This window comes from Streptomyces sp. NPDC018833 (assembly GCF_044390825.1).
Lineage (GTDB): Bacteria > Actinomycetota > Actinomycetes > Streptomycetales > Streptomycetaceae > Streptomyces.
The window spans coordinates 154,424-175,239 of record NZ_JBIRZM010000010.1 but is presented as its reverse complement, the minus strand read 5'-3'; the positions used below and the strand labels follow the sequence as shown (position 1 = coordinate 175,239).

Sequence of the window (20,816 nt, the reverse complement as noted above, 5' to 3'; positions counted from 1 at the left end):
CAGCCTGCGGAAATGCCGTCGCTGCGAACGGGAGCCGCTCGTTAGACTCCCGTTCCCGGGCGGCCGTGACGTGTACACGCACGCCGCCACTGATGAACCCCGGCCGAGGAGGTCCATGTCCAGCGTGAAGATGCATGCCGACGAGGTCGACATCGACAAGTCACTCGTCGGCCGGCTGGTCGCCGCGCAGTTCCCCCGCTGGGCGCATCTGCCCGTCACGAAGGTCCCCTCCGCGGGCACCGACAACGCCATGTACCGGCTGGGGAGCGACCTGGTCGTCCGCCTGCCCCGCATTCCCGACGCGGCGCGACAGGTCGACAAGGAGCAGCGCTGGCTGCCCTTCCTCGCCCCGCATCTTCCGCTGGCCGTGCCCGTACCCCTCGGCAAGGGCGTTCCCGGCGAGGGGTACGAGCTGCCCTGGTCGGTCTACCGGTGGCTCGACGGCGCGAACGCGTTCGACGAGCCGGTCGCCGATGTCGCGGAGACCGCCATGGAGTTGGGCCGGTTCGGCGCGGCCCTGCGCACGGTCGACGCCGCCGGCGGTCCGGCGTCCTTCCGCGGCGGCCCGGTTCGTACGCGCGATGACGAGGTCCGGGCGGCCATCCGCGACCTGGGCGCGGACGGCACGGTGGACGCGGAGGCGGCGACGGCGGCCTGGGAGGAGGTCCTGCGGCTGCCCCAGTGGACGGGCGATCCCGTATGGGTCCACAGCGACCTCCTGCCGGGCAACCTGCTCGTCCGGGCGGGCAGGCTCAGCGCCGTCATCGACTTCGGCTGCGTGGGCGTCGGGGATCCCGCCTGCGACATGATGGCCGCCTGGACGCTGCTCACGGCCGGGACCCGGGATCTGTTCCGCGAGGCGGCCGAGGTGGACGACGCCACGTGGGCACGCGGCCGCGGCTGGGCGCTGTCCTGGGGGCTGGTGACGGAGCACTACTACCGGGTCAAGAACCCCGTGCTCGCCACCGTGGGCCGCCGCGCGCTGCGCGAAGCCCTGGCGGAGTACCAGGCCGCGGCGGGCTGAGACGACAAGGCGCCACCGCAGCCGGTGCGCCGCCGGCCCCCGGGCAGGACTTCGAGCCGCGGTGACCGCACAGCAGCCGATGAACGCCGGCCGGCGGAGGGCTGCACTCCGCCGGCCAGGCGTACAGCGCGGCCCGTGGTGCTACGGGGCGACCGCCATGTCGAACAGGTGGACGCCTGCGTTGGCCGGCAGCACGACCACCTCGACCGTCTTCGCGGGATCGAGCGGGATCGAGTTGGCGAAGACTCGGTAGGCGATGCCCGCGTTGCCGTAACCGTCGGGCCGGTTGCGGCCGTTCGTCGACTTCACCAGCGTCGCGCCGTGCTCCGTGGCCTCCTGGAAGGACCAGTTGGGGAAGCCCACCGCGCCACTGGTGCCGGACCCGTCGGTGTAGATCACCGTGGCCGTGCCGGTGGCCCCGGTGGTGACGCCCGAGCCGAGGAACACCAGCCGGCTGCCCTTGCCGTCGAGACGCACCGCCTGTCCGGTGCCCGCCACGTTGTTCTTGGTGCCCGGGACGGCGGACGGCCAGGTCAGCCGGGCTCCCAGGGCGGTCACCGCCGCTCCGGGCGTGAGCCCGACGTCCGCCAGCTTCTGCGCGGAGAAGCTGTTGCCCTCACCGTCGTAGTCGCCGGGCCCGGTGTTGTTCTCGTCGGTGATGCCGACGTTGTTGTACGCATCCGCCAGGCGGGCCAGGACCGGACCGGAGCGCTGCACCCGGGTGCCGGTGGCGGTGCCCTCGCCGTCGCCGCCCTTGTAGGTGGCGGTGGCGGTGAAGGTGCGCATCGTGAAGCCGGAGCGGGGCTCCGGCACCTGGATCCTGAACTCCGCCGTGGCGTCGGCGCCCGGTGCGTACGAGCCGTCGACGCTGCGCAGGGCGGGCTGCACCGCCCACCCGGCGGGACCTTCGAAGGCCACCCTGAGGCGTCGCATGCGGTCCGGCCCCGCGTTGGTGACGGTGACCTTGACCGCCGAGATGGCCGGGCCGTTCAGATCGACGGGGGAGATGGCCACCTCGGTGTGAGCCGCGGGCGGCGGCTCCTCGGCGGCCGGTGCGGCGGCCGCGGGGACGGCGGTGAACGCCACGGCCGACACCGCCAGGGCGGCCACGGCTCTTCGTGGCGCGGTCAGAAGCAGGGACATCGCTGCTCGCTCCTTGTCCGAAGGTGAACGGGGAGGGCGGAGGGTCACACCGGCGGCATCTCGGTCATGCGCGAGTCGAGTCCGCCGCGCAGGTTCACCCAGGCGCCCCGCGTGAAGTCGGGCATCGCCACGGGCCTGCCCTTGCGTTCCAGGGACATGACGCTCAGCGGGACCGGTGAACACCAGGCCGCCGAGTCGTACACATCGATGTCCGGCACCAGACCGGCCCGCATCTGCTGCACCGTGCGCCACTGCAGGACGTAGTCCATGCCGCCGTGGCCGCCGTTGTTCGCGGCGTCGTCACCGATCTTCTTCCAGAGCCAGTGGTCGAACTCCTTGCGGTACTGCAGGAAGTCGCGCCATGCGTGTCCGCCGTGGTCGGGCTCGAAGTAGACACGGCCGCCGGTGGAGGAGGTGCCCGCGTAGTCCTCGAAAATGCCGCGGCTGCCCGCGATGGTGTTGATCCGGCTGTACGGGCGGGGTGAGCTGACGTCGTGCTCTGCCCGGATCGTCCGGCCCCCCGCTGTCTCGATCATGCACGTGACGAGGTCGCCGTTGATGTACGTCTCGCTCCAGGAGGGGTGCTCCTTGGGAACGAATCGCTCGCGGTAGTCGGCCAGCCCCTTCGGGGCGGTGGCGGTGGCGCGCAGCGTCGTCATCCGGTCGCCGCGGTTGATGTCCATCGCCGCCGCGATCGGCGCGAGTCCGTGCATGGCGTAGAAGGACGCCGTGCTGCGGGTGTGCCACAGGCGTCGCCAGGAGTCCGTGTAGTACGTGTTGGAGAAGAGCAGGGCGCGCAAATCGTGCAGGTAGCCGCCGTGCCCGTTGGTGATGTCGCCGAACACGCCTTCGTGTCCCATCTTGAGCATCGCCAGCTCGTTGCGCCCGTACGAGCAGTTCTCGGCGAGCATCAGATGCCGGCGGGTCCGCTCGCAGGTGTCGACCAGGTCCCACAGCTCGTCGAGCGTGGTGGCGATGGGGAGTTCGACGATGACGTGCTTCCCCGCGAGCAGCGCGGCCCGGCCCTGCTCGTAGTGGAACTCCCACGGCGTCGCGATGTACACGAGGTCGATGTCGTCGCGCCCCAGCATCTGGGCGTACGCATCGGCGGTGCCGCCGTACTCGGCCGGGCGGGGCTTGCCCGCCTTGACCAGGTCGTCCGCGACACGCTTCACGCGATCGGAGCGGATGTCGCAGACGGCGGTCACCCGGCAGCCGGGAACGACGGACCACCCCTTGCTCATCCCGTTGCCGCGGTTGCCGAGACCGATGACGGCGACCCGGACCGTGCGGTGTTCCGCGTACGGCACGTTGATCATGGAGGTCTGACCGGCTCGGCGGCTCGGCGTGGGGACCTCGGCGGCGTCGGCGGCCGGCGCGGCGAGCGCCGGGGACGACGCGCCGGCTCCGAGACCGACGGCGAGCGCGCCCGCAGCGGCGCCTCCCAGTACCGAACGCCGGGAGACTTCGGGGACTTCAGGCATGACGAACTCCAGACAAGGGGTCGGCATCACTGGTGGGACGACTCTGACGGGACTGCCGCAGGCATGTCAATAGATGCTTGCAAGAACGAAGTTGTAAACAGAAACAGGCATTGTGCGTGTGGTGAACAAGCACTGCGTGCAGCGACGAACGCGTGGGCATATTGGGACGGCCCCCGCCCCTGACCCCGGCCTCCCCGCCGCCTGCACGAACGCGACGGGGAGTCGAAGAGACCGATCCGAAAGCCTTGACACGGCGGCAGATTGTCCATCGCACTGTCGTGTGGACCTGCGTCGCGCAGGGCTGTCAGCCGCCCACGAGCACGCCCAGGAGCCTGGCCACCTCCCACTCCACCGCCCGGCGGGCAGGACCGAGGTACTTGCGGGGATCCGCCACCTCCGGCGCCGCGTCCAGTTGTTCGCGGACGGTCCGGGTGAAGAGCTTGTTGAGGTGGGTGGAGATGTTCACCTTGGTCATCCCCGCCGCGACCGCCTTGGCGAGATCCGTGTCGCCGACGCCCGACGAACCGTGCAGGACCAACGGCACGTCGATCGCCGACCGCAGCCGGGAGATCAGCGCGAAATCGAGGACGGCGTCGCGGGTGAGCATCGCGTGCGAGCTGCCGACGGCGACGGCCAGGGCGTCCACGCCGGTCGCCGTGACGAACGCGCGCGCCTCGTCCGGATCGGTGCGCACACCGGGCGCATGCGCACCCTCCTTGCCGCCGACCTCGCCGAGCTCGGCCTCCACCCACACCTGGGCCCGGTGGCAGTGGTCCGTGACGGCCCGTGTCGCCTCGACGTTCGCCGCGTAGGGCAGGGTGGAGGCGTCGAACATGACCGAGGTGAAGCCGAGTTCGACCGCCTCGTGGACCAGTGCGGCCGACTCCGCATGGTCGAGGTGCACCGCCACCGGCACGCTCGCCGCCCGCGCGAGGGCCAGGGACGCGAGCCCGATCGGCGCGAGCGAGCCGTGGTAGCGGGCGGTGTTCTCGCTGATCTGGAGCACGACGGGCAGACCGGCGCGTTCCGCGCCCGCCACGATGGCCTCTGCGTGCTCGATCTGCACGACGTTGAAGGCGCCGACACCCGAGGTGGCGGCGCGTGCGGGACCGACGATCTCGTCAGCGGACGTGAGGGGCATGGGTGTTCTCCACGAGGCTGGTCAGAAGACGCTGGTAACGGAACGGATCGAGGGCGCCGGCCGCGACATCGCCGGCCGGGGGAGCCGGACGGAGGACAGGACCGCGGCCGCCGAGAGCGTCATGGCCGCCCGCAGGATCCGCGGCCACGGATCGCCGACGTCGGCGAGGGGAGCGAGGGCGGCGAGGTCGGCGACGCAGGCGTCAGCGGTGCCGGCCGGATGTCGAGGTCGGCCGAGTACACCGCCCGCCCGGCCTCCTCGTCGATGATGCCGGGCGCCACCGTCACCGCCTGCCGCACCGTCAGCTGCCGTGCGGCGGCCTGGGACACCGGCTCGTGCAGCGCGGCGACGATCTCGCCAACGACCGCCTCCGGCCCGGCCCGGCGGGGCGTCGGCCTGCTGAGCGCGGCCGACGGCGTCAGCGTCCGGTGGAGCAGCGCCCCCTTCATGCCGGTGCCGCCCACGTCCGGCGCGACGACGCAGTCGCGCGGGCCGTGCGGCTCAGGCATGGCTGCCCTCGAGGATCACGGACCGGGTCAGGTTGCGGGGCCGGTCGGGGTCGTAGCCGCGTGCCTCGGCGAGCAGCACGGCCAGCCGCTGCGCCCGTACGAGGTCCGCCAGCGGGTCGAGGGCACCGGCCGCGTCCCCGGACCCGGCGACGAACGTGCCGCCGACCCGTGCGACGTCGTCGGCCAGTCCGGCGGGCGCCGGGCCGAACAGCCACGCGACACGCCCGGGGCCGGTGATGCTGATCGGCCCGTGGCGGTACTCCATCGCCGGGTACGCCTCGGTCCACGCCCCGGCGGCCTCACGCATCTTGAGCCCGGCCTCCAGCGCGAGCCCGTAGGTCCAGCCGGTGCCCAGGAAGGTGACCTGTTCGGCCGCGCGCACCTGGGCGCTGATCGGTTCGGCAAGGGCGCGTTCGGCGTCCTCGACGGCCCTCGCCAGGGGCGGCACCCCGGCCGGCAGAGCGTTCTCCGCCTCGAGGTGGGCGCGCAGCAGGGCGAGCGCGGTCGTGGCGAACCGGGTCTGCACCACCGATTCCTCGTCGGCGTAGTCCAGGACGGCGACTGCGGCGGCGGCGTCCATCACGGGGGTGGCGGGGTCCGCCGTGAGGGCCGCGGTCGCGACGGTGCCCCTCGCCGCGGTGAGCAGGTCGAGGACCTCGGTGGTGGTGCCGGACCGGGTGATGGCGAGGACACGGTCGTAGGCGCGCCCGGCGGGGAACTCGGAGGCGGCGAAGGCGTCGGTCTCGCCGTGGCCGCCGGCCTCGCGGAGCCAGGCGTAGGCGAGGGCCATGAACCAGGAGGTGCCGCAGCCGACGACGGCGACGCGCTCGCCGCGGCGGGGCAGGACGCCGCTCAGCGAGCCGACGGACTCGGCCGCTCGCCTCCAGGTGCCGGGTTGGGAGGCGATCTCGACCGATGTACGGGAGGCGTCCTGGGCGCTCATGGGATGAACTCCTTGCTGTAATGGACGAGTTGGCGGATGGGGGGCGCGGGCCCGTTACTTGACGGATCCAGCGGTCGGTCCGGACACCACTTTGCGCTCGATGACAGCGAACAGCACGACGACGGGCACGACGGCGATGACCGAGCCGGCGAAGAGAGAGTTCCACTGCACGGTGTAATCGCCGATGAAGCTGTTGATGCCGACGGTCGTTGATGCCGACGGTCAGGGGGCCGGCTCCCGGGAACCGCCGACAGCGTCAGGCCCACGACGAACTCCACGCGGCGATGAACAGGGATCCCTTGTACTGAGGACGGTGCCGCACTGTGGCCGCGCCTGTCAAGAGTTGTTCATTTCTCCTTAGTTTCACGCAGAAGTGAGCGAAAAGGCTGAGGGGTGGATGGCCGCCGGGCCGCCGGCCTGCCCCCATCAGCGGCGTCCCCAGTACGATCAGTTGCAGCTCAGGGGCGGATTGCACAGGCGACAAGGAGTCCGACGATGTCCAAGCGCGAGCGCTGGAGTGCGCTGCTGGAGCTGCTGGCCGCCGAGGGACGCCTGGATGTCGAGGAGGCCGCCGGCGCGCTGGACGTGTCCAGCGCGACCATCCGCAGAGACCTCGACGAGCTGGCGGAACAGCAGATGCTCGTCCGCACCCGGGGCGGCGCGATCGCGCACGGCGTCTCCTACGAACTGCCGTTGCGCTACAAGTCCTCGCGGCACGCATCGGAGAAGCAGCGGATCGCCGCGGCGGCCGTCGACCTCATCGGCGACGGCGAGGTGGTGGGGCTCAACGGCGGGACGACCACGACCGAGGTCGCCCGAGCGCTCGCGCTGCGGGCGAGCGGCGGTCAGCGCGAGACCACCGGCGTACCCTCACCCGCCTTCACCGTGGTCACCAATGCACTCAACATCGCGGGGGAGCTCGCGGTGCGTCCCCAGATCAAGATCGTGACCACCGGCGGGGTCGCCCGCCCGCAGACCTATGAGCTCGTCGGCCCGCTGACCATGGGCGTCCTCAACGAGGTCGTGCTGGACGCGGTCGTCCTCGGTGTCGACGGCGTGGACCCGCAGCTGGGGATCATGGCGCACCACGAGGACGAGGCCAGCGTCAGCAGGCTCTTCGCCGAGCGGGCGCACCGGGTGATCGTGGTGACCGACTCGTCCAAGCTGGGCATGCGCGCCTTCGCCCGGATCTGCGGACTCGACCGCATCGACGTCCTCGTGACCGACGCCAACATCTCCGCGGAGACCTCGGCCCGCCTGGTCGACGCGGGCGTCAAGGTCATCGCCGTCTGACACCGGCGGGCCCGGCCCCGGCTTGCGCCGCGGGCGGCCGGCGACGGTCAGCCGGCCGTCATCCGTCCCTCGGCGGCATCGAGGGCATCGAGGGCATGGCGCACGACGCCGTACGCCACCGCCTGCTCACCGAGCACCGACGCCCGCACCGTCACCGGCACCAGGGTGTGGAGCCGCAACTGCCCGCGGACCGGTTCGAGGAGCACCTGGCCCGCGCCGGAGACGCTGCCGATCACCACCCGGGCCGGGGTCGAGCACCAGCGTCACGGCCGCGAGGCCCCGGGTGAAACGCGTCGCCGCGCGGTCCCCCCTCGCCACGGCCGCCCGGTCCCGGCCGCCACTGCATCGACGAGCGGCGCGATGTCGTCGCCGCCGCCGGGACACCCGCTCGAGGGCGAGCCGGTGGATCGCCGCCGCGCCCACCAGGGGCTCGAACAGCCCCTGCCGTCGGCCGGACGCGGGCCGACCGGGGCGTCCGGGTCCAGGAAAGGTCGATGAACCCCAGCTCGCCGGCGGCTGCTGAACTGCCCCGGTAGGGGCGGCCTTGATGAACGTCCCGGTGCCGATCCTGCTTCCCCACCGGATGAACACGTGGCTGTCGGAGCCGTCTTCCGCCCCGTGTCGGCCCCGCCGCCCCGTCACTGTTCCCCGAGCACCGTGAAGGCGACGCCGTTCTCGATGGACACCGGGCAGTGGAGCCACTCCCGCAGCATCGACCCCCGGCGTGCGACCACCAGAGACGCCCCCGGGGCGGCGGCCTGTCATGAGGGCTGCCCGGCCCTCGCGGACACGTCCGGGGCCGACGGATCCATGTGAACGACGGTCCGAGCGGCGGCGAACACCAGGGCAACGAAGCGGGGACGGCACGGTGACCTGTGCCAAATTCCCTGTCATGTTCACGCACTTCTCGGGCACCGGCCACGTCGGCGGCGGCCGTGGGTCACCAACCGGCAAGAGGGTTCTGGCGGTTCACACCGAACAGCCAAGGAGGACCCCGTGGGCGTACATCCCCTATCCCGGCGGAAGTTGCTCGGCCTCGGCGGCGCAGGGGCCGCGGCGCTGATGCTGGGTACCGGCGAATGGAGCTCCGGCGCCGCGTTCGCCGCCCCCGCCCTGAACGGCAACCCCCGTATTCGCCCCGCCGCGCCGCACCCGGACCCGGACGGCGTGGCGGGGCCGTGGGCGGCGACGTCAGCCGGCCAGTGCCGCAGAGACGACCGCGCGCGCCTCCTCCTGCACACGGGCCAGGTGGTCCTGGCCCATGAACGACTCGGCGTACACCTTGTAGACGTCCTCCGTGCCCGAAGGGCGGGCCGCGAACCAGGCGTTGGCCGTGGTCACCTTGATGCCGCCGATCGCGGCGCCGTTGCCCGGCGCCGTGGTGAGCACGCCGGTGACCGCCTCCCCGGCGAGCGTGCCCGCCGTCACCTGGTCCGGGGACAGACGGCTCAGCACCGCCTTCTCCTCCCGCGTGGCCGGGGCGTCGACACGTGCGTACGCCGGTTCCCCGAACCGGGCGGTGAGGGCCGCGTAGTGCTCGCTCGGCGTCCGGTCCGTCACCGCCAGGATCTCCGAGGCGAGCAGGGCGAGCACGATGCCGTCCTTGTCGGTGGTCCACACCGATCCGTCGCGGCGCAGGAACGAGGCGCCGGCGGACTCCTCCCCGCCGAAGCCCAGCGTGCCGTCCGCCAGCCCGTCCACGAACCACTTGAAGCCGACGGGCACTTCCACCAGCTCCCGGCCGAGATCCGCGGCCACCTTGTCGATCATCCCGGACGACACCAGCGTCTTGCCGACGGCCGCGCCCGCGGGCCACTGATCGCGGTGGCGGAAGAGATGGCCGATGGCGACCGCGAGATAGTGGTTGGGATTCATCAGCCCGCCGTCCGGGGTGACGATGCCGTGCCGGTCGGCGTCCGCGTCGTTCCCGGTGGCGATGGCGTAGCGGTCCCGGGCCTCGATCAGCGAGGCCATCGCATACGGCGACGAGCAGTCCATCCGGATCCTGCCGTCCCAGTCGAGCGTCATGAACCGCCAGGTGGGGTCGGTGTACGGGTTCACCACGGTCAGGTCGAGCCGGTGCTCCTCGGCGATACGACCCCAGTACGCCACCGACGCCCCGCCCAGCGGGTCCGCACCGATCCGGACGCCCGCGGAGCGCACCGCGTCCAGGTCGAGCACCGAGGGCAGGTCGCGCACGTACGAGCCCAGGAAGTCGTACCGGCCCGTCGTCTCCGCAGCCAGGGCGCGTGCGTAGGACAGCCGCCGCACGTCCTTCAGCCCGCCGCCGATGATCTCGTTCGCCCGCTCCTGGATCCAGCCGGTCGCATCCGACCCGGCCGGCCCGCCATTCGGCGGGTTGTACTTGAAGCCGCCGTCCGACGGTGGATTGTGCGAGGGCGTGACCACCACGCCGTCCGCCCGCCCGGCCGGACGCGTCCGGTTGTGGGCGAGGACGGCGTGCGACACGGCCGGTGTGGGCGTGTAGCCGTCGGCCGAGTCGAGGAGCACGGTCACGCCGTTGGCCGCGAAGACCTCGACGGCGGTCACCCGCGCGGGCTCGGACAGCGCATGGGTGTCCGCGCCCAGGAACAGGGGCCCGTCGATGCCCTGAAGCGACCGGTACTCGCAGATCGCCTGACTCGTCGCGGCGATGTGGTCCTCGTTGAAGGCCGTCGCCAGGGAGGACCCGCGATGCCCCGACGTGCCGAACGCGACACGCTGGGCCGGGTCCGCCGGATCGGGGTGCAGGGCGTAGTACGCGGTCACCAGCCGCGCCACGTCGATGAGGTCCTCCGGCCGCGCCTGCTGCCCCGCGCGCTCGTTCGGCATCCGTCCACTCCTCCACGTCGTCCGTGCGTTCAGTGTGGCGGCACCGAGCCGGGCGGCGCGAGACGGCCCGACCGGGGCGGGTCGTGGCGGCCGGGCCGGAACTTCACGGGGTGGGCAGGCGTTGCCATGGTGACGCGCGGAAACGCGCCGAGCACGGACCGGAACGACACGGGCAGAAGCCGAGGTGGCACGAGTGGCGATGTGGGATCGGATCAAGGACCAGGCCAGGGGTCTGCAGCAGCAGTCCCAGGGCGTGCGGGGCCCGGGCGGACATGGCAGGCCCGGTGGCTCCTCGGGCGGCTCCCGAGCCCAGTTGGTGACCACGCTGAAGTCGCAGCTCACCTCGTTGAAGGCCGAGTTGAAGAGCGGCGCCTACCGGGACGCCAGCATGGCGATGTGCGCGCTCGTGGCCGCCGCCGACGGGCATGTCGACCCGGCGGAGAGGCAGCACGTCGAGTCACTGATCCTCAGCAACGACGTCCTGCAGAACTTCCCGGCGGAGCAGCTGCGGCAGCGGTTCACCAAGCACGTCGACCAGCTGGCCCTCAATTTCCAGCAGGGTAAGAACGAGGCTCTGCAGGAGGTCGCCAAGGCCGCGAAGAAGCCGGCGGAGGCGCGCGCCGTGATCCAGACCGGTTTCGTGGTCGCGGGTGCGGACGGATACGTCGCACCGGCCGAGGAGCAGGTCCTGAGGGAGGCCTGCTCCGTGCTGGGACTGTCACCCGGCGAATTCGGCCTGTGACCGGCCGGTGAGCCCTGCTTCGCCGCCGCCCCGGGCAGGGGCGGCGGCGAAGCACGGGTGTGTCAGCTTTCTTTATCCCTCAGGGATCGGTCAGTGCCGCGTGCCCGCTCCTTGGCGTTCTCCATGGCCTTCTTGGCCTTGCCCTTCGCCTGGTCCGTGCGGCCCTCTGCCTTCAGGCTCTCGTCGCCCGTGACCTTGCCCAGCGCTTCCTTGGCCTTGCCCTTGAGCTTGTCCGCGCCCGAGCCTTTCGCCTTCGCCATGATGCGCTCCCGTGTGTCGGCGACCGCACATCCGCGGTCGAGTGAAACGACACCCTGCGGGTACCCAGTTTGTGGACGACATGCATGCGGAGCGGCAGGTCACGGCGCGACCAGACCTTTCGATCCGCCGTCCCGGGAGGCGATGTCCACCCGCGCGAGCCACGATGGAAGAAGGCGGTGGCTTTCATGAACAGTCCTGAGACGTATGAACTCGTGTTCCAGGCGTCGGCCGTCGAGGACGACGTCGTCGTGGTCCGCCGCACCGAGCGGTCGGGAGCGGGCGGGTACCCGGTCTACGAGGACGACACCGGCATCGTGCGCGCGGAGATCAGCAACCGGGGCGAGGTGAGGATGCTGGCCAGCGGGGGACACCAGGCGCACCACTTCCCGGTGCTCGCCCGGGTCCCGGGTCCCGACCGGGCCGGACCCCCGCCGCAGACCCCGTCCGACGGGCGGACCGGTCAGCCGGCGGCTGCCTGACAGCCGCGGGTCGGCAGCGAAGAATGCAGCGGGTGGGCGGCGCTTGCGCCCACCTGGGCCGCCCACCTGGGCCGTCCGGCACGGGTGGGCGGCAGTCCGCCCGGCGTCAACCTGCCGAGGCGGCCCCCGCGGCACGGCGGCCCATCACGGGCTCGGCCACCAGGCGCGCCGCCTTGCACAGCGTCTGGCCGTGCCGGGTGAACAGGTCGTCGCGCGAGTCGAAACGGCCCAGGTCAGCGACGACATGGGCGGACAGGTCACAGGCCACGGCGTCCGTCGGGCAGGCCGTGTCCCCGTCCCAGTCGATCGCCGTACGGGACAGGGCCTCGAACAGCGTCTCGGCGCCCGCGTTGGTGAAGCCGCCGCCGGGACGGCTGCTCAACTCCGCGAGGCCGCCGAAGAGTTCGGAGACCGGCAGCCACCCTCCGTCCGGACCGGCGGCCGGGTCGATCAGGAACTCAGGCCAGGCGAGCAACACGTGGTCCGGGACGAGCCGCCGCATCCGCGGAAACCGCGGATACCACAGCGCCCCGTCCACGAGCAGGCCGCGGACCCGGGTGGCGACACCGCCCGCGCGCGCGACCGCCTCGAGGACGGCGAGCCGCTGGCTGCACGACCCGCGGCCGCGCCGGAGCACCTCCGACACGGGACGCTCGTCCTGCACCGAGTACACCGGACGCACGGTCGCCGAGATCCTGCGGTGCGCCCGGCGCAGAGCCTCCACCCGCTGCCCGGCGGACGTCCGGGCGTCGTCGTGGGCCGGGACCCCCGCGGGCACGGTGCCCAGGCTGCCGAGCAGTTCGCCGACGCGCGGATGGCGCCAGTCCAGGATCCGCGTCGGCGCCGTGCTCCCGTCCGCGGTCCTGTCGTCGGGGGCAGCGGTACGGACCCGGCCACGCGGCCGCAGTATCGAACTCGTCATGGCGGACATTGTGCCCGCCGCCGGTGCGGCCCCCGCAGCAGGTTACCGAAACGTACGCGACGCACTCACGGGCCGGTCGGCGGTTCCACTCGGCTCAGCCATCCCGTGAGCAGTTTCTCCAACCGCGCGGCCTCCTGCGGCGTCAGTGCGCCGAGGAGTTCGCGCTCGTTGCGCATGTGGTCGGTGAAGGCCCGGTCGATCAGCTCGCGTCCGGCCGGCCGACAACTGGGCGGCCTCCTCCTGGTCCTGACCGGAGTCCTCCTCGGCCGGCCCGTCGCCCGCAGCAGCGGGGGTGCCGCGGAGCCGGCCGGGTGGAACCGGACGCGGGCCGCCTCACGTGGCGTCGGCGGACCGCCGCGGGAGTGACCCCCTCGCCGAAGCGCCGGCCGGGACGGATCCTGGAAGCAGGATCTCCGACAGGCCGGGAGTGTGCGCCATGACCACCAGGACGCTGGAGTGGAAGGTCAGAATCCTCCTCTCCGAGGAGGACGGCACCACGAAGGCACAAGCGGTGCTGGACACCGGCACCACCAGGATGACCGGACACGGCACGGCCCACCGCAACCCGCAGGACGTGGACGTCCCCGAGATCGGTGACGAGCTGGCGGCCGCCCGCGCGATGCACAGCCTCACACGGCAACTGATGAAGGCCGCGGACCGCGACCTCGAAGCGGTCGGCGCCGACAACGGCGACCCACCGGGCACTGGGTACGGCTGGCCCTACACCACCCCGTGAGGGTGACGAGGGCGGCTGCGCCGCCCCGTCGGACGTGACGGCCGGTGCCCGCATGCTGTGGGCTCCGGCCCGCGCGCGGGCCGGAGCGTTGGCAGGGCGTGCCGTCAGTGACGCCATGAGCCCGCGCGCCGCCTGGCGGTGCCGTCCGCCAGTTACCCGTGAGGGTGCGACACGCGCCGTGAACCGGTGGCCCGGGCGTGACGGCTGGACGCACCGGTGGTCCTGTGGACCGCAGGGTCGTGCCCATGGCCGGGCGGTCGACGGTGGCCCGTACCCGCGCGCCGCCTGTCGGTGCCGTCCGCCAGTCACCCGTGAGGGTGCGACACGCGCCGTGAACCGGTGGCCCGGGCGTGACGGCTGGACGCACCCGGGGACCTGTGGACCGCAAGGCCGTGCCATGGCCGGGCGGTCGACGGCGGCCGTTACCCGCGCCCCGCGCCGTCGCGAGTCGTCCGCGGCCCTGGCGACGAGGGGCCCCGCGCTGCGATGCCGTTCGTCAGTCGTGCGCGCCACGGTTGCTCACGCTCATGGCCCCCCGCGGCCCGGTGCGTGGCGACGGCGCGCCCACCCGCCGATCCGGGGGCATGCGGTGAGCGCCGCCGTCATGTCATGAGTGATGAAGGCTCCTGCGCCCGGGGGCGATTACGGCGACCCGTTCCGCGAGCCGCCCACCCGCGCCGCCCGCCGTTGTGCCTGACGGTGTCGGCGCATGTCGTCGACCCTCGGCCCAGAGCACCGCAGCCCCGCTGTCACTCGTGCGCCACCACCGCCACCGGTGCCGTGCAGTGGTGCATCGCCGCATGCGCCACGTGGCCGATGTGGGGGACCAGGGGAGCGTGGCGGACGTGGCGGCCGACCACCACCAGCCCCGCGTTCGCGGCCTCGTCGACCAGTGCCTGCGCACCGGCGCCCATCACCGGCCGTTCCACCACCGCCACCGACGGGTACTGCTGCCGCCAGGGCAGGAGTACCGCGCCCAACGCCGCGGCCGTCTCGCGTTCGGCCTCGGCCCGGGCGTCGTCGGAGTGGGCGAACCCGAGCGGCAGCTTCCAGCCGTGCACGGCGCGCAGGGTGCATCCGCGCCGGGCCGCCTCGCCGAAGGCGAAGGCGAGCACCGGATCGGCAGGCCGGTGAAGGTCCACCCCGACCACGACGTTCCTGTCCGGGCCGTGCCCGCCGTCGCGGCCGTGGGCCCGTACGACGACGACCGGCGTCGTCGTCGCCGCGATGGTCGCCAGACCGATCGAGCCCATGAGCGCACCCATCACGGTCCCCAGCCCCCGTGAGCCGAGCACCAGCAGCTCCGCGTCGGCGGCCTCGACGGCGAGTGCGCCGGCCGGCCGCCCCGACGTCCGGCGCGTGGAGATCCGGAGCCCGGGGTGGGCGCGCCGCAGCTCGCCGACCGCGCTGTCCAGCAGCCTGTCCGCCCAGACGCGGTGGTCTTCGCGGGTGACCGTGGGCATGGCCACGGCCACGGGCAGCGGCCACTCCTCCACATGCACCAGGAGCAGGTCCGCACCGCGCAGCGCGGCGTCCCGGGCCGCCCAGTGGGCCGCCGCGAGACTCTCTGGCGAGTTGTCCAGACCGACGGTCACATGCCCGGTCATGGTTGCTTCCTCCTTCGGATCGCTCCTGCGGCCTTCCTCGGATCGTTCCTGCGGCCACCTTCCAGCCTCCCGCTCCGGAGCGCTCGACGGCACCACCGGGCACCACCGCAGTCATGCGTATGGGCCCGGTCCGATGCCTGACGCACGGCCAGGCCCGGGGGACGCCGTTCGGCGGGCGCCGGAGGGGGTACCCGGCGATCCTGATCACGTCTGGCCGCCCCCGCGCGGCCGGGGCGGCCGGAGAGGGACAGGGAGGACCGCCATGACCGTGGACAAGGGCGCCGCGGGGCCGGGCCGCGGCACCGGTCCCGGCTGGCAGGACGCACAGGCCGTCGTCCTCGACACCGACGGCGTCATCACCGACTCGGCACGCATCCACGCGGCCGCGTGGAAGACCGCCTTCGACGCCTGCCTGAAGGACCATCCACCGGACGACCCCCAGGGCCGCCGGCCCTTCGACGTCCACGACGACTATCCGCGCCATGTCGACGGCAGGTCCCGGATGGACGGGGCCGCCGCCTTCCTGGACTCCCGCGGGATCCGCCTGCCGCCCGGCAGCCCCGACGACCCGCCGGGCACCGGCACCGTGAGCGCGGTGGCCGCTTACAAGGAGCGGCTGTTCACCGAGAGTCTGCGGAAGCACGGCGTCGAGGCCTATCCGGGGACCGTACGGCTGCTGAAGGCGCTGCGGTCCCGGTCCGTGCCGCTCGCCGCCGTGTCGGCGTCCCGCCACGCCCGCGAACTGCTCACCGGCGCCGGCGTCCTGCCGTACTTCGACGTCCTCATCGACGGGCAGGAGGCCGCCCGGCTCGGGCTGCCCGGCAAACCGGACCCCGCCCTCTTCCTGGAGGCGGCGCGCAGGGTGGGCGTCCCGCCCGGCCGGTGCGCCGTCGTCGAGGACGCGCCGGCGGGCGTGGCGGCGGGCCGGCGCGGCGGGTTCGCCCTGGTCGTCGGTGTCGACCGCACCGCCGGCCCCGGGACGGAATCAGCGCTGCTGGACCAGGGCGCCGACCTCGTCGTCCGCGACCTCGCCGAACTGCTCCCCGACGCTCCCGAGGACTGACGATGCCCGAGTGGATCTGGACGTACGACGGCTACACGCCCGGCGGTGAACGCCTGCGGGAGGCCCTCTGCACGCTCGGCAACGGCTACTTCGCCACCCGCGGCGCGGCCCCGGAGTGCACGGCCGACGCCGTGCACTACCCCGGTACCTATGCGGCCGGCTGCTACAACCGGCTGACCTCCACCGTCGCCGGCCGCCAGGTCGTCAACGAGGACATGGTCAACCTGCCGAACTGGCTGCCGCTGCGGTTCCGTCTGCACAGCCCCCGCGGCGACGCGCCCTGGTTCCATCCCGACGGCCCCGCCCTGCGCGAACACCGTCAGCGACTCGATCTGCACGCCGGGACCCTGGAGCGCACCCTGCGGTACGCGACGGACGACGGACGGGTACTGGCCGTGCGTCAACTGCGGATGGTCCACATGGGAGACCCCCATCTCGCCGTACTGCGCACCGAGTTCACCGCCGAGGGGTGGGCCGGCGAGATCGAGGTCGAGACCGCGCTCGACGGCTCCGTGACCAACAGCGGCGTGGCCCGCTACCGGCAGCTCAACGGCAACCACCTCGTGCACGTCAACGCCGGGGGCGGCGAGAAGGACGTGATGTGGCTGCGCTGCCGCACCACCACCTCCGACATCCGCATCGGGATGGCGTGCCGCACCACCGCCGACGAGCCGGTGGATCCGCGCCGGGCGGAGGCCGAGAGGCTGCGCACCGCCCACGAACCTCTGCGAGCCGTGCAACTCATGCGACTGTGGCTCAAGCCCGGACGCACCCGCACCGTCGACAAGACCGTCGCACTGCACACCTCCCGGGATTTCGCTATCAGCGACCCTCTGCACGCCGCCGTCGACCGCGTCGTCCGCGCCTCCGGCTTCGAGGCACTCATGGAGTCCCACCGGACCGCCTGGCGGCAGCTGTGGGGCAGGGGCGAACTCGACGTGCCGGGGGAGGCCGGGCGCATCCTGCGCCTGCACCTCTTCCACGTCCTGCAGACCCTCTCGCCGCACACCGCCGACCTCGACATCGGCGTACCGGCCCGCGGACTGCACGGCGAGGCGTACCGGGGGCACATCTTCTGGGACGAGCTGTTCGTCCTGCCCTATCTGAACCTGCACTTCCCCGAGGTCTCGCGGGCGCTGCTCATGTACCGGTACCGCCGCCTCGAACAGGCGATGCGGCTGGCCCGTGACGCCGGGCAGATCGGGGCGATGTACCCCTGGCAGAGCGGGAGCGACGGCCGCGAGGAGACGCAGCAGCTGCATCTCAACCCGCGCTCCGGCCGCTGGCTGCCCGACCACTCGCGGCTCCAGCACCATGTCGGCTCGGCCATCGCGTACAACGTCTGGGAGTACTGCGAGGCGAGCGGCGACGCCGAGTTCCTGCACACCAAGGGCGCGGAGATGCTGACGCAGATCGCCCGGTTCTGGGCCGGCTTCGCGGTCTACGACGAGGACATGGAGCGCTACCGCATCCGCGGGGTCGTCGGGCCTGACGAGTACCACGAGGCGTATCCGGGAGCGAGCGTTCCGGGCCTCGACGACAACGCGTACACCAACGTCACCGCCGCCTGGGTGCTCGCCCATGCGCTCGACGTCGTCCGGGAACTGCCCGCACCCCGCCGCCGCGAACTGAGCGAGCGCACCCTGCTCGACGAGACGGAGATGGAGCACTGGGAGGAGGTGTCGCGACGGCTGTACGTGCCCTTCCACGACGGCGTCATCAGCCAGTTCCACGGCTACGGCAGCCTGGCGGAGCTGGACTGGGCCGCACTGCGCGCACGCCACGGCGACATCCGCCGCCTCGACCGCGTCCTGGAGGCCGAGGGCGACACCGTCAACCGCTACAAGGCGTCCAAGCAGGCCGATGTGCTGATGCTCGGCTATCTGTTCTCACCGGCCGAGCTGCGCGGTGTCTTCCGGCGTCTCGGCTACGAACTGGACGACGACACCTGGCACCGGACCGTCGACTACTACCTGGGGCGCACCAGCCACGGCTCCACCCTCAGCGGCCTGGTCCACGGCTGGGTGCTCGCCCGGGTGCGCCGACACGACGCGTGGGAGTACTGCCGCGAGGCGCTGGAGGGCGACATCGCCGATCTGCACGGCGGCACCACCGAGGAGGGCGTGCATCTGGGGGCCATGGGCGGGACGCTCGACCTCGTACACCGCGGCCTGACGGGGATGGAGACCCGCGGCGGGGCGCTGTGGTTCGACCCCGTCTCCTCGCCCGATTTCGCCGAGTACGGATTCTCCGTCCGCTACCACGGGCACTGGGGCGTCCGGGTGCGCGTGCGGCCCGGGGAGCTGGAGATCGGCGTACCGGACTCGGACGCCTCCCCCATCGAGGTACGGGTCACCGACCGCACGGTCGCGGTGGAGCCGGGCACGTCGCGTGTGCTGCCGCTGCCGCCCGACTGACTCCGACTGGCTCCGGCCCGGGGGCCGGCCGCGGGGCGGCCGGCTCAGGTGCGGAACGCGTCGTCGTTCTCGTAGAAGAGACGGTCGACCACGTCCACGACGCCGTCGACGCTCTGGCACAGGCGAACGACCACCCGCACCAGGCTCTTGCGCTCAAGGGTGCCGCTGAGCGTCACCCGGCCCTCGTCGACCTCGACGTTGACGGCCGCCGGTGACACGCCCAGCGTGCCGGCGAGGACGTCCTCCACGATCTCCTCCTTGATGGCCCGGTCCCGGCGCAGGAACAGCTGGAGAAGGTCGCTGCGGCTCACCACGCCGATCAGCCGCCCGGAGCCGTCCACCACCGGAAGCCGCTTGATGTGCCGGTCCTCCATCACCCGGGCCGCCTGCACCGCACTCCAGTCGGGCCGCGCCACCACGGCGGGGCTGCTCATCAGGCCCTCGGCCGTGTCGGAGCCGGTACCGCTGGTGTGCCGGCGCAGCAGATCGGCCTCGGACACGACGCCGACGGGCCGCCCGTCGTCGTCGATCACGGGCACGGCCGTGATGCCGAACTCGTCGAGCAGCCGCGCGATCTCCTTGAACGTGGTGCCGCGCTGGACGAAGACCGCCTCGGGCGTCATCAGGTCGGCGACGAAGCGGTGTCTCATCGCGCACCGGTCCTCGGCATCATGGCTCCACCTCCAGCTGCGTACAGGTCGTCCACCACCAGTATTTCCGAGCACGGGTCACCGGTCGCGGCGGGGCGCCGGTCACGACGGGCGACGCGCGGTCACGCCGCCGTGCGGTCACGCCGCCGTGCGGCCCCCGGCTCCCCTGACTACCGTGGGCGCCAGGCCCGAGCCGAACCGGGAGCGCGAGCTGGGAAGGTGCCCACCATGCCCGAGAAACCGCATGCGGGAGCCCCGTCTCCGAGGGTGCCGAGGGGCGACATCGGCCGCCGGGTCGCCGCCCGCCGGCAGCAGCTCGGCCTGTCCCGCGAGGACGTCGCGCTGCGGGCCGGATCCGCGCCGGGGTACATCGAGTACCTGGAGGAGCAGACCGCGACCCCGGGCATGGGGTTCCTGCTGCGGCTGGCCGACGCCCTGGAGACCACCGTCACCGCGCTCACGGGCGGCGGCGCGGACGTGCCGCCCGGCTCGGGCCGCGCCGCGCACCGCCCCGAGCTGGTGGAGCTGGCCGAGGACGAGTGCTGGGCGCTGCTCGGGGCACACGGGGTCGGCCGCGTCGCCGTCGCGGGCCGGGACGGGCCCGCGATCCTGCCGGTCAACTACCTCGTCGCCGAGGGGGAGGTGGCGTTCAGGACCTCCCCCGAAGCCGTGCCCGGCCAGGCGGCGGGTCAGGAGATCGCCTTCGAGGTGGACCACATCGACGAGGCGTTCAGCCGCGGCTGGAGCGTGCTGATCGTCGGCCGGGCCCGGTCGGTCACGGACAAGGACGCTGTAGGAGAGCTGGAGCACCGGGCCTACAGCGTGCCGTGGGCGGGCGGTGAACGGGACGTGTGGATCGCCCTGACGCCGGAACGGGTCACGGGCCGCCGGATCCTGGTGCGCGGCGCGCCCGCACCGTGGGACTTCCGGTGACCGGAGCTGTGCCACCGGCCGTAGCGTGGGACTTCCGGTGACCGGAGCTGTGCCACCGGCCGAGACCGTGGGACTTCCTGCGACTGACCGGAGCTGCGGTACCGGCCCACCGCGGGACTTCCGCTGCCCCCGGGCCGCGGGTGGGGCCCATGCGCGAGCAGTCGCAGCACCGCCGCTTCCACCGGCCCCTGGGTGGCGAGCACCCGGGGCCGGCCGTCCCGGCCCCGGTCCCGACCACCTCCCGCACCGCACGAGAGGCGGCGCGCCGCCGGGCGGCCTCCCACGTACCGGCTACGGGATCTGCCCGCTGCCCGACGGCCACCTCCAGGCCCTCGGCACCGACGCGGCGGGACGCCGCCAGCACCTGTACCACCAGCAGTCCCGTGAGCAGCAGGAGGAGGGGCAGCCCCCTCGTCGACGGCGCCGAACGGGGCCGGATCCGCGATCTCTTCCATGTAGTGATCGTCACCCGCACGGAAGAACCCGAGGTCCAGCAGCCGCACCGCGAGTGCGAGCACCCGGTCGTGGGGGGGGGGGGGGGGCGGCGCCGGGGCCCGCGCGGGGCCACCACCACCCGGGCCGCAGACCCGCGGGCCCGGCGGGGGGGCGCGGGCGGGGCGCCGGGGCCGCCGGCTCG

General features: G+C 72.9%; 19 protein-coding genes. 8 read left to right on the top strand and 11 right to left on the bottom strand.

Annotated elements, in window-relative coordinates:
• Nucleotides 1-115 precede the first annotated feature (115 nt).
• Nucleotides 116-1,024 carry an aminoglycoside phosphotransferase family protein gene (locus ACH5AF_RS21350; RefSeq protein ID WP_398903194.1) on the top strand — a complete coding sequence of 303 codons (909 nt, stop codon included), beginning with the start codon at nucleotides 116-118 and terminating at the stop codon, nucleotides 1,022-1,024.
• Between the two features lie 141 nt (nucleotides 1,025-1,165).
• On the opposite strand, the gene ACH5AF_RS21345 is transcribed toward ACH5AF_RS21350, so the two are convergent.
• The 5 genes from ACH5AF_RS21345 to ACH5AF_RS21325 all read right to left on the bottom strand — a co-directional run bounded on the left by ACH5AF_RS21345 (nucleotide 1,166) and on the right by ACH5AF_RS21325 (nucleotide 6,244).
• On the bottom strand, nucleotides 1,166-2,167 hold the full coding sequence (locus tag ACH5AF_RS21345) for an NEW3 domain-containing protein (RefSeq protein WP_398903193.1): 1,002 nt from the start codon (nucleotides 2,165-2,167) through the stop codon (nucleotides 1,166-1,168).
• Nucleotides 2,168-2,211: 44 nt separating this feature from the next.
• Nucleotides 2,212-3,651 (bottom strand): Gfo/Idh/MocA family protein, encoded by a 1,440-nt coding sequence (locus ACH5AF_RS21340; RefSeq protein WP_398903192.1) that lies wholly within the window; start codon nucleotides 3,649-3,651, stop codon nucleotides 2,212-2,214.
• 304 nt (nucleotides 3,652-3,955) lie between these two features.
• The gene (locus tag ACH5AF_RS21335) at nucleotides 3,956-4,792 is read right to left on the bottom strand and encodes a ketose-bisphosphate aldolase (protein ID WP_398903191.1); all 837 of its coding nucleotides are present in this window, start codon (nucleotides 4,790-4,792) and stop codon (nucleotides 3,956-3,958) included.
• A 119-nt stretch (nucleotides 4,793-4,911) separates the two neighbouring features.
• Nucleotides 4,912-5,301 carry a hypothetical protein gene (locus ACH5AF_RS21330; RefSeq protein ID WP_398903190.1) on the bottom strand — a complete coding sequence of 130 codons (390 nt, stop codon included), beginning with the start codon at nucleotides 5,299-5,301 and terminating at the stop codon, nucleotides 4,912-4,914.
• Nucleotides 5,294-6,244, bottom strand: coding sequence for an SIS domain-containing protein (locus ACH5AF_RS21325; RefSeq protein WP_398903189.1), 951 nt, complete (start codon nucleotides 6,242-6,244; stop codon nucleotides 5,294-5,296). The genes ACH5AF_RS21330 and ACH5AF_RS21325 overlap by 8 nt, the downstream gene beginning before the upstream one ends.
• Nucleotides 6,245-6,739: 495 nt before the next feature.
• Here ACH5AF_RS21325 and ACH5AF_RS21320 point away from each other — a divergent pair, with 495 nt between their 5' ends.
• A complete protein-coding gene (locus tag ACH5AF_RS21320) occupies nucleotides 6,740-7,537 on the top strand; it encodes a DeoR/GlpR family DNA-binding transcription regulator (RefSeq protein ID WP_398903188.1) in 798 nt (265 codons plus the stop codon).
• Between the two features lie 47 nt (nucleotides 7,538-7,584).
• On the opposite strand, the gene ACH5AF_RS21315 is transcribed toward ACH5AF_RS21320, so the two are convergent.
• Complete coding sequence (locus ACH5AF_RS21315) at nucleotides 7,585-7,776, bottom strand: hypothetical protein (protein ID WP_398903187.1); 192 nt, start codon at nucleotides 7,774-7,776, stop codon at nucleotides 7,585-7,587.
• A gap of 952 nt (nucleotides 7,777-8,728) precedes the next feature.
• A complete protein-coding gene (gene pgm, locus ACH5AF_RS21310) occupies nucleotides 8,729-10,369 on the bottom strand; it encodes a phosphoglucomutase (alpha-D-glucose-1,6-bisphosphate-dependent) (RefSeq protein WP_398903186.1) in 1,641 nt (546 codons plus the stop codon).
• 193 nt (nucleotides 10,370-10,562) lie between these two features.
• On the opposite strand from pgm, the gene ACH5AF_RS21305 reads away from it, so the two are divergent.
• On the top strand, nucleotides 10,563-11,111 hold the full coding sequence (locus ACH5AF_RS21305) for a tellurite resistance TerB family protein (RefSeq protein ID WP_398903185.1): 549 nt from the start codon (nucleotides 10,563-10,565) through the stop codon (nucleotides 11,109-11,111).
• 62 nt (nucleotides 11,112-11,173) lie between these two features.
• Here the strand turns inward: ACH5AF_RS21305 and ACH5AF_RS21300 are convergent, their stop codons facing one another.
• The gene (locus tag ACH5AF_RS21300) at nucleotides 11,174-11,371 is read right to left on the bottom strand and encodes a CsbD family protein (RefSeq protein ID WP_398903184.1); all 198 of its coding nucleotides are present in this window, start codon (nucleotides 11,369-11,371) and stop codon (nucleotides 11,174-11,176) included.
• A 186-nt stretch (nucleotides 11,372-11,557) separates the two neighbouring features.
• Between ACH5AF_RS21300 and ACH5AF_RS21295 the strand changes: the two genes are divergently transcribed.
• Nucleotides 11,558-11,851 (top strand): DUF6296 family protein, encoded by a 294-nt coding sequence (locus ACH5AF_RS21295; RefSeq protein ID WP_398903183.1) that lies wholly within the window; start codon nucleotides 11,558-11,560, stop codon nucleotides 11,849-11,851.
• Between the two features lie 106 nt (nucleotides 11,852-11,957).
• Here the strand turns inward: ACH5AF_RS21295 and ACH5AF_RS21290 are convergent, their stop codons facing one another.
• Nucleotides 11,958-12,773: a transglutaminase domain-containing protein gene (locus ACH5AF_RS21290; protein WP_398903182.1), complete on the bottom strand. Its 816-nt coding sequence runs from the start codon at nucleotides 12,771-12,773 to the stop codon at nucleotides 11,958-11,960.
• Nucleotides 12,774-13,209: 436 nt separating this feature from the next.
• Here ACH5AF_RS21290 and ACH5AF_RS21285 point away from each other — a divergent pair, with 436 nt between their 5' ends.
• On the top strand, nucleotides 13,210-13,509 hold the full coding sequence (locus ACH5AF_RS21285; protein WP_398903181.1) for a DUF1876 domain-containing protein: 300 nt from the start codon (nucleotides 13,210-13,212) through the stop codon (nucleotides 13,507-13,509).
• Nucleotides 13,510-14,258: 749 nt separating this feature from the next.
• Here ACH5AF_RS21285 and ACH5AF_RS21280 read toward each other — a convergent pair.
• Nucleotides 14,259-15,116 carry a universal stress protein gene (locus ACH5AF_RS21280; protein ID WP_398903180.1) on the bottom strand — a complete coding sequence of 286 codons (858 nt, stop codon included), beginning with the start codon at nucleotides 15,114-15,116 and terminating at the stop codon, nucleotides 14,259-14,261.
• Between the two features lie 262 nt (nucleotides 15,117-15,378).
• Here ACH5AF_RS21280 and ACH5AF_RS21275 point away from each other — a divergent pair, with 262 nt between their 5' ends.
• Both ACH5AF_RS21275 and ACH5AF_RS21270 read left to right on the top strand, forming a co-directional pair.
• Entirely contained in the window at nucleotides 15,379-16,179 is an 801-nt protein-coding gene (locus tag ACH5AF_RS21275; RefSeq protein WP_398903179.1) for an HAD family hydrolase, read from the top strand.
• A 2-nt stretch (nucleotides 16,180-16,181) separates the two neighbouring features.
• On the top strand, nucleotides 16,182-18,596 hold the full coding sequence (locus ACH5AF_RS21270; protein WP_398903178.1) for a glycoside hydrolase family 65 protein: 2,415 nt from the start codon (nucleotides 16,182-16,184) through the stop codon (nucleotides 18,594-18,596).
• Nucleotides 18,597-18,640: 44 nt separating this feature from the next.
• On the opposite strand, the gene ACH5AF_RS21265 is transcribed toward ACH5AF_RS21270, so the two are convergent.
• On the bottom strand, nucleotides 18,641-19,246 hold the full coding sequence (locus tag ACH5AF_RS21265; protein ID WP_398903177.1) for a CBS domain-containing protein: 606 nt from the start codon (nucleotides 19,244-19,246) through the stop codon (nucleotides 18,641-18,643).
• A gap of 228 nt (nucleotides 19,247-19,474) precedes the next feature.
• Between ACH5AF_RS21265 and ACH5AF_RS21260 the strand changes: the two genes are divergently transcribed.
• Nucleotides 19,475-20,179: a helix-turn-helix domain-containing protein gene (locus ACH5AF_RS21260; RefSeq protein WP_398903176.1), complete on the top strand. Its 705-nt coding sequence runs from the start codon at nucleotides 19,475-19,477 to the stop codon at nucleotides 20,177-20,179.
• Nucleotides 20,180-20,816: the final 637 nt, after the last annotated feature.

Bases quoted from the DNA above. Each gene is read 5' to 3' on its own strand.
- pgm (WP_398903186.1), bottom strand. From the start codon at position 10,369: ATGCCGAACGAGCGCGCGGGGCAGCAGGCGCGGCCGGAGGACCTCATC.
- ACH5AF_RS21300 (WP_398903184.1), bottom strand. From the start codon at position 11,371: ATGGCGAAGGCGAAAGGCTCGGGCGCGGACAAGCTCAAGGGCAAGGCC.
- ACH5AF_RS21280 (WP_398903180.1), bottom strand. From the start codon at position 15,116: ATGACCGGGCATGTGACCGTCGGTCTGGACAACTCGCCAGAGAGTCTC.
- ACH5AF_RS21335 (WP_398903191.1), bottom strand. From the start codon at position 4,792: ATGCCCCTCACGTCCGCTGACGAGATCGTCGGTCCCGCACGCGCCGCC.
- ACH5AF_RS21320 (WP_398903188.1), top strand. From the start codon at position 6,740: ATGTCCAAGCGCGAGCGCTGGAGTGCGCTGCTGGAGCTGCTGGCCGCC.
- ACH5AF_RS21295 (WP_398903183.1), top strand. From the start codon at position 11,558: ATGAACAGTCCTGAGACGTATGAACTCGTGTTCCAGGCGTCGGCCGTC.
- ACH5AF_RS21275 (WP_398903179.1), top strand. From the start codon at position 15,379: ATGACCGTGGACAAGGGCGCCGCGGGGCCGGGCCGCGGCACCGGTCCC.
- ACH5AF_RS21340 (WP_398903192.1), bottom strand. From the start codon at position 3,651: ATGCCTGAAGTCCCCGAAGTCTCCCGGCGTTCGGTACTGGGAGGCGCC.
- ACH5AF_RS21285 (WP_398903181.1), top strand. From the start codon at position 13,210: ATGACCACCAGGACGCTGGAGTGGAAGGTCAGAATCCTCCTCTCCGAG.
- ACH5AF_RS21350 (WP_398903194.1), top strand. From the start codon at position 116: ATGTCCAGCGTGAAGATGCATGCCGACGAGGTCGACATCGACAAGTCA.
- ACH5AF_RS21270 (WP_398903178.1), top strand. From the start codon at position 16,182: ATGCCCGAGTGGATCTGGACGTACGACGGCTACACGCCCGGCGGTGAA.
- ACH5AF_RS21325 (WP_398903189.1), bottom strand. From the start codon at position 6,244: ATGAGCGCCCAGGACGCCTCCCGTACATCGGTCGAGATCGCCTCCCAA.
- ACH5AF_RS21345 (WP_398903193.1), bottom strand. From the start codon at position 2,167: ATGTCCCTGCTTCTGACCGCGCCACGAAGAGCCGTGGCCGCCCTGGCG.
- ACH5AF_RS21260 (WP_398903176.1), top strand. From the start codon at position 19,475: ATGCCCGAGAAACCGCATGCGGGAGCCCCGTCTCCGAGGGTGCCGAGG.
- ACH5AF_RS21330 (WP_398903190.1), bottom strand. From the start codon at position 5,301: ATGCCTGAGCCGCACGGCCCGCGCGACTGCGTCGTCGCGCCGGACGTG.
- ACH5AF_RS21290 (WP_398903182.1), bottom strand. From the start codon at position 12,773: ATGACGAGTTCGATACTGCGGCCGCGTGGCCGGGTCCGTACCGCTGCC.
- ACH5AF_RS21265 (WP_398903177.1), bottom strand. From the start codon at position 19,246: ATGAGACACCGCTTCGTCGCCGACCTGATGACGCCCGAGGCGGTCTTC.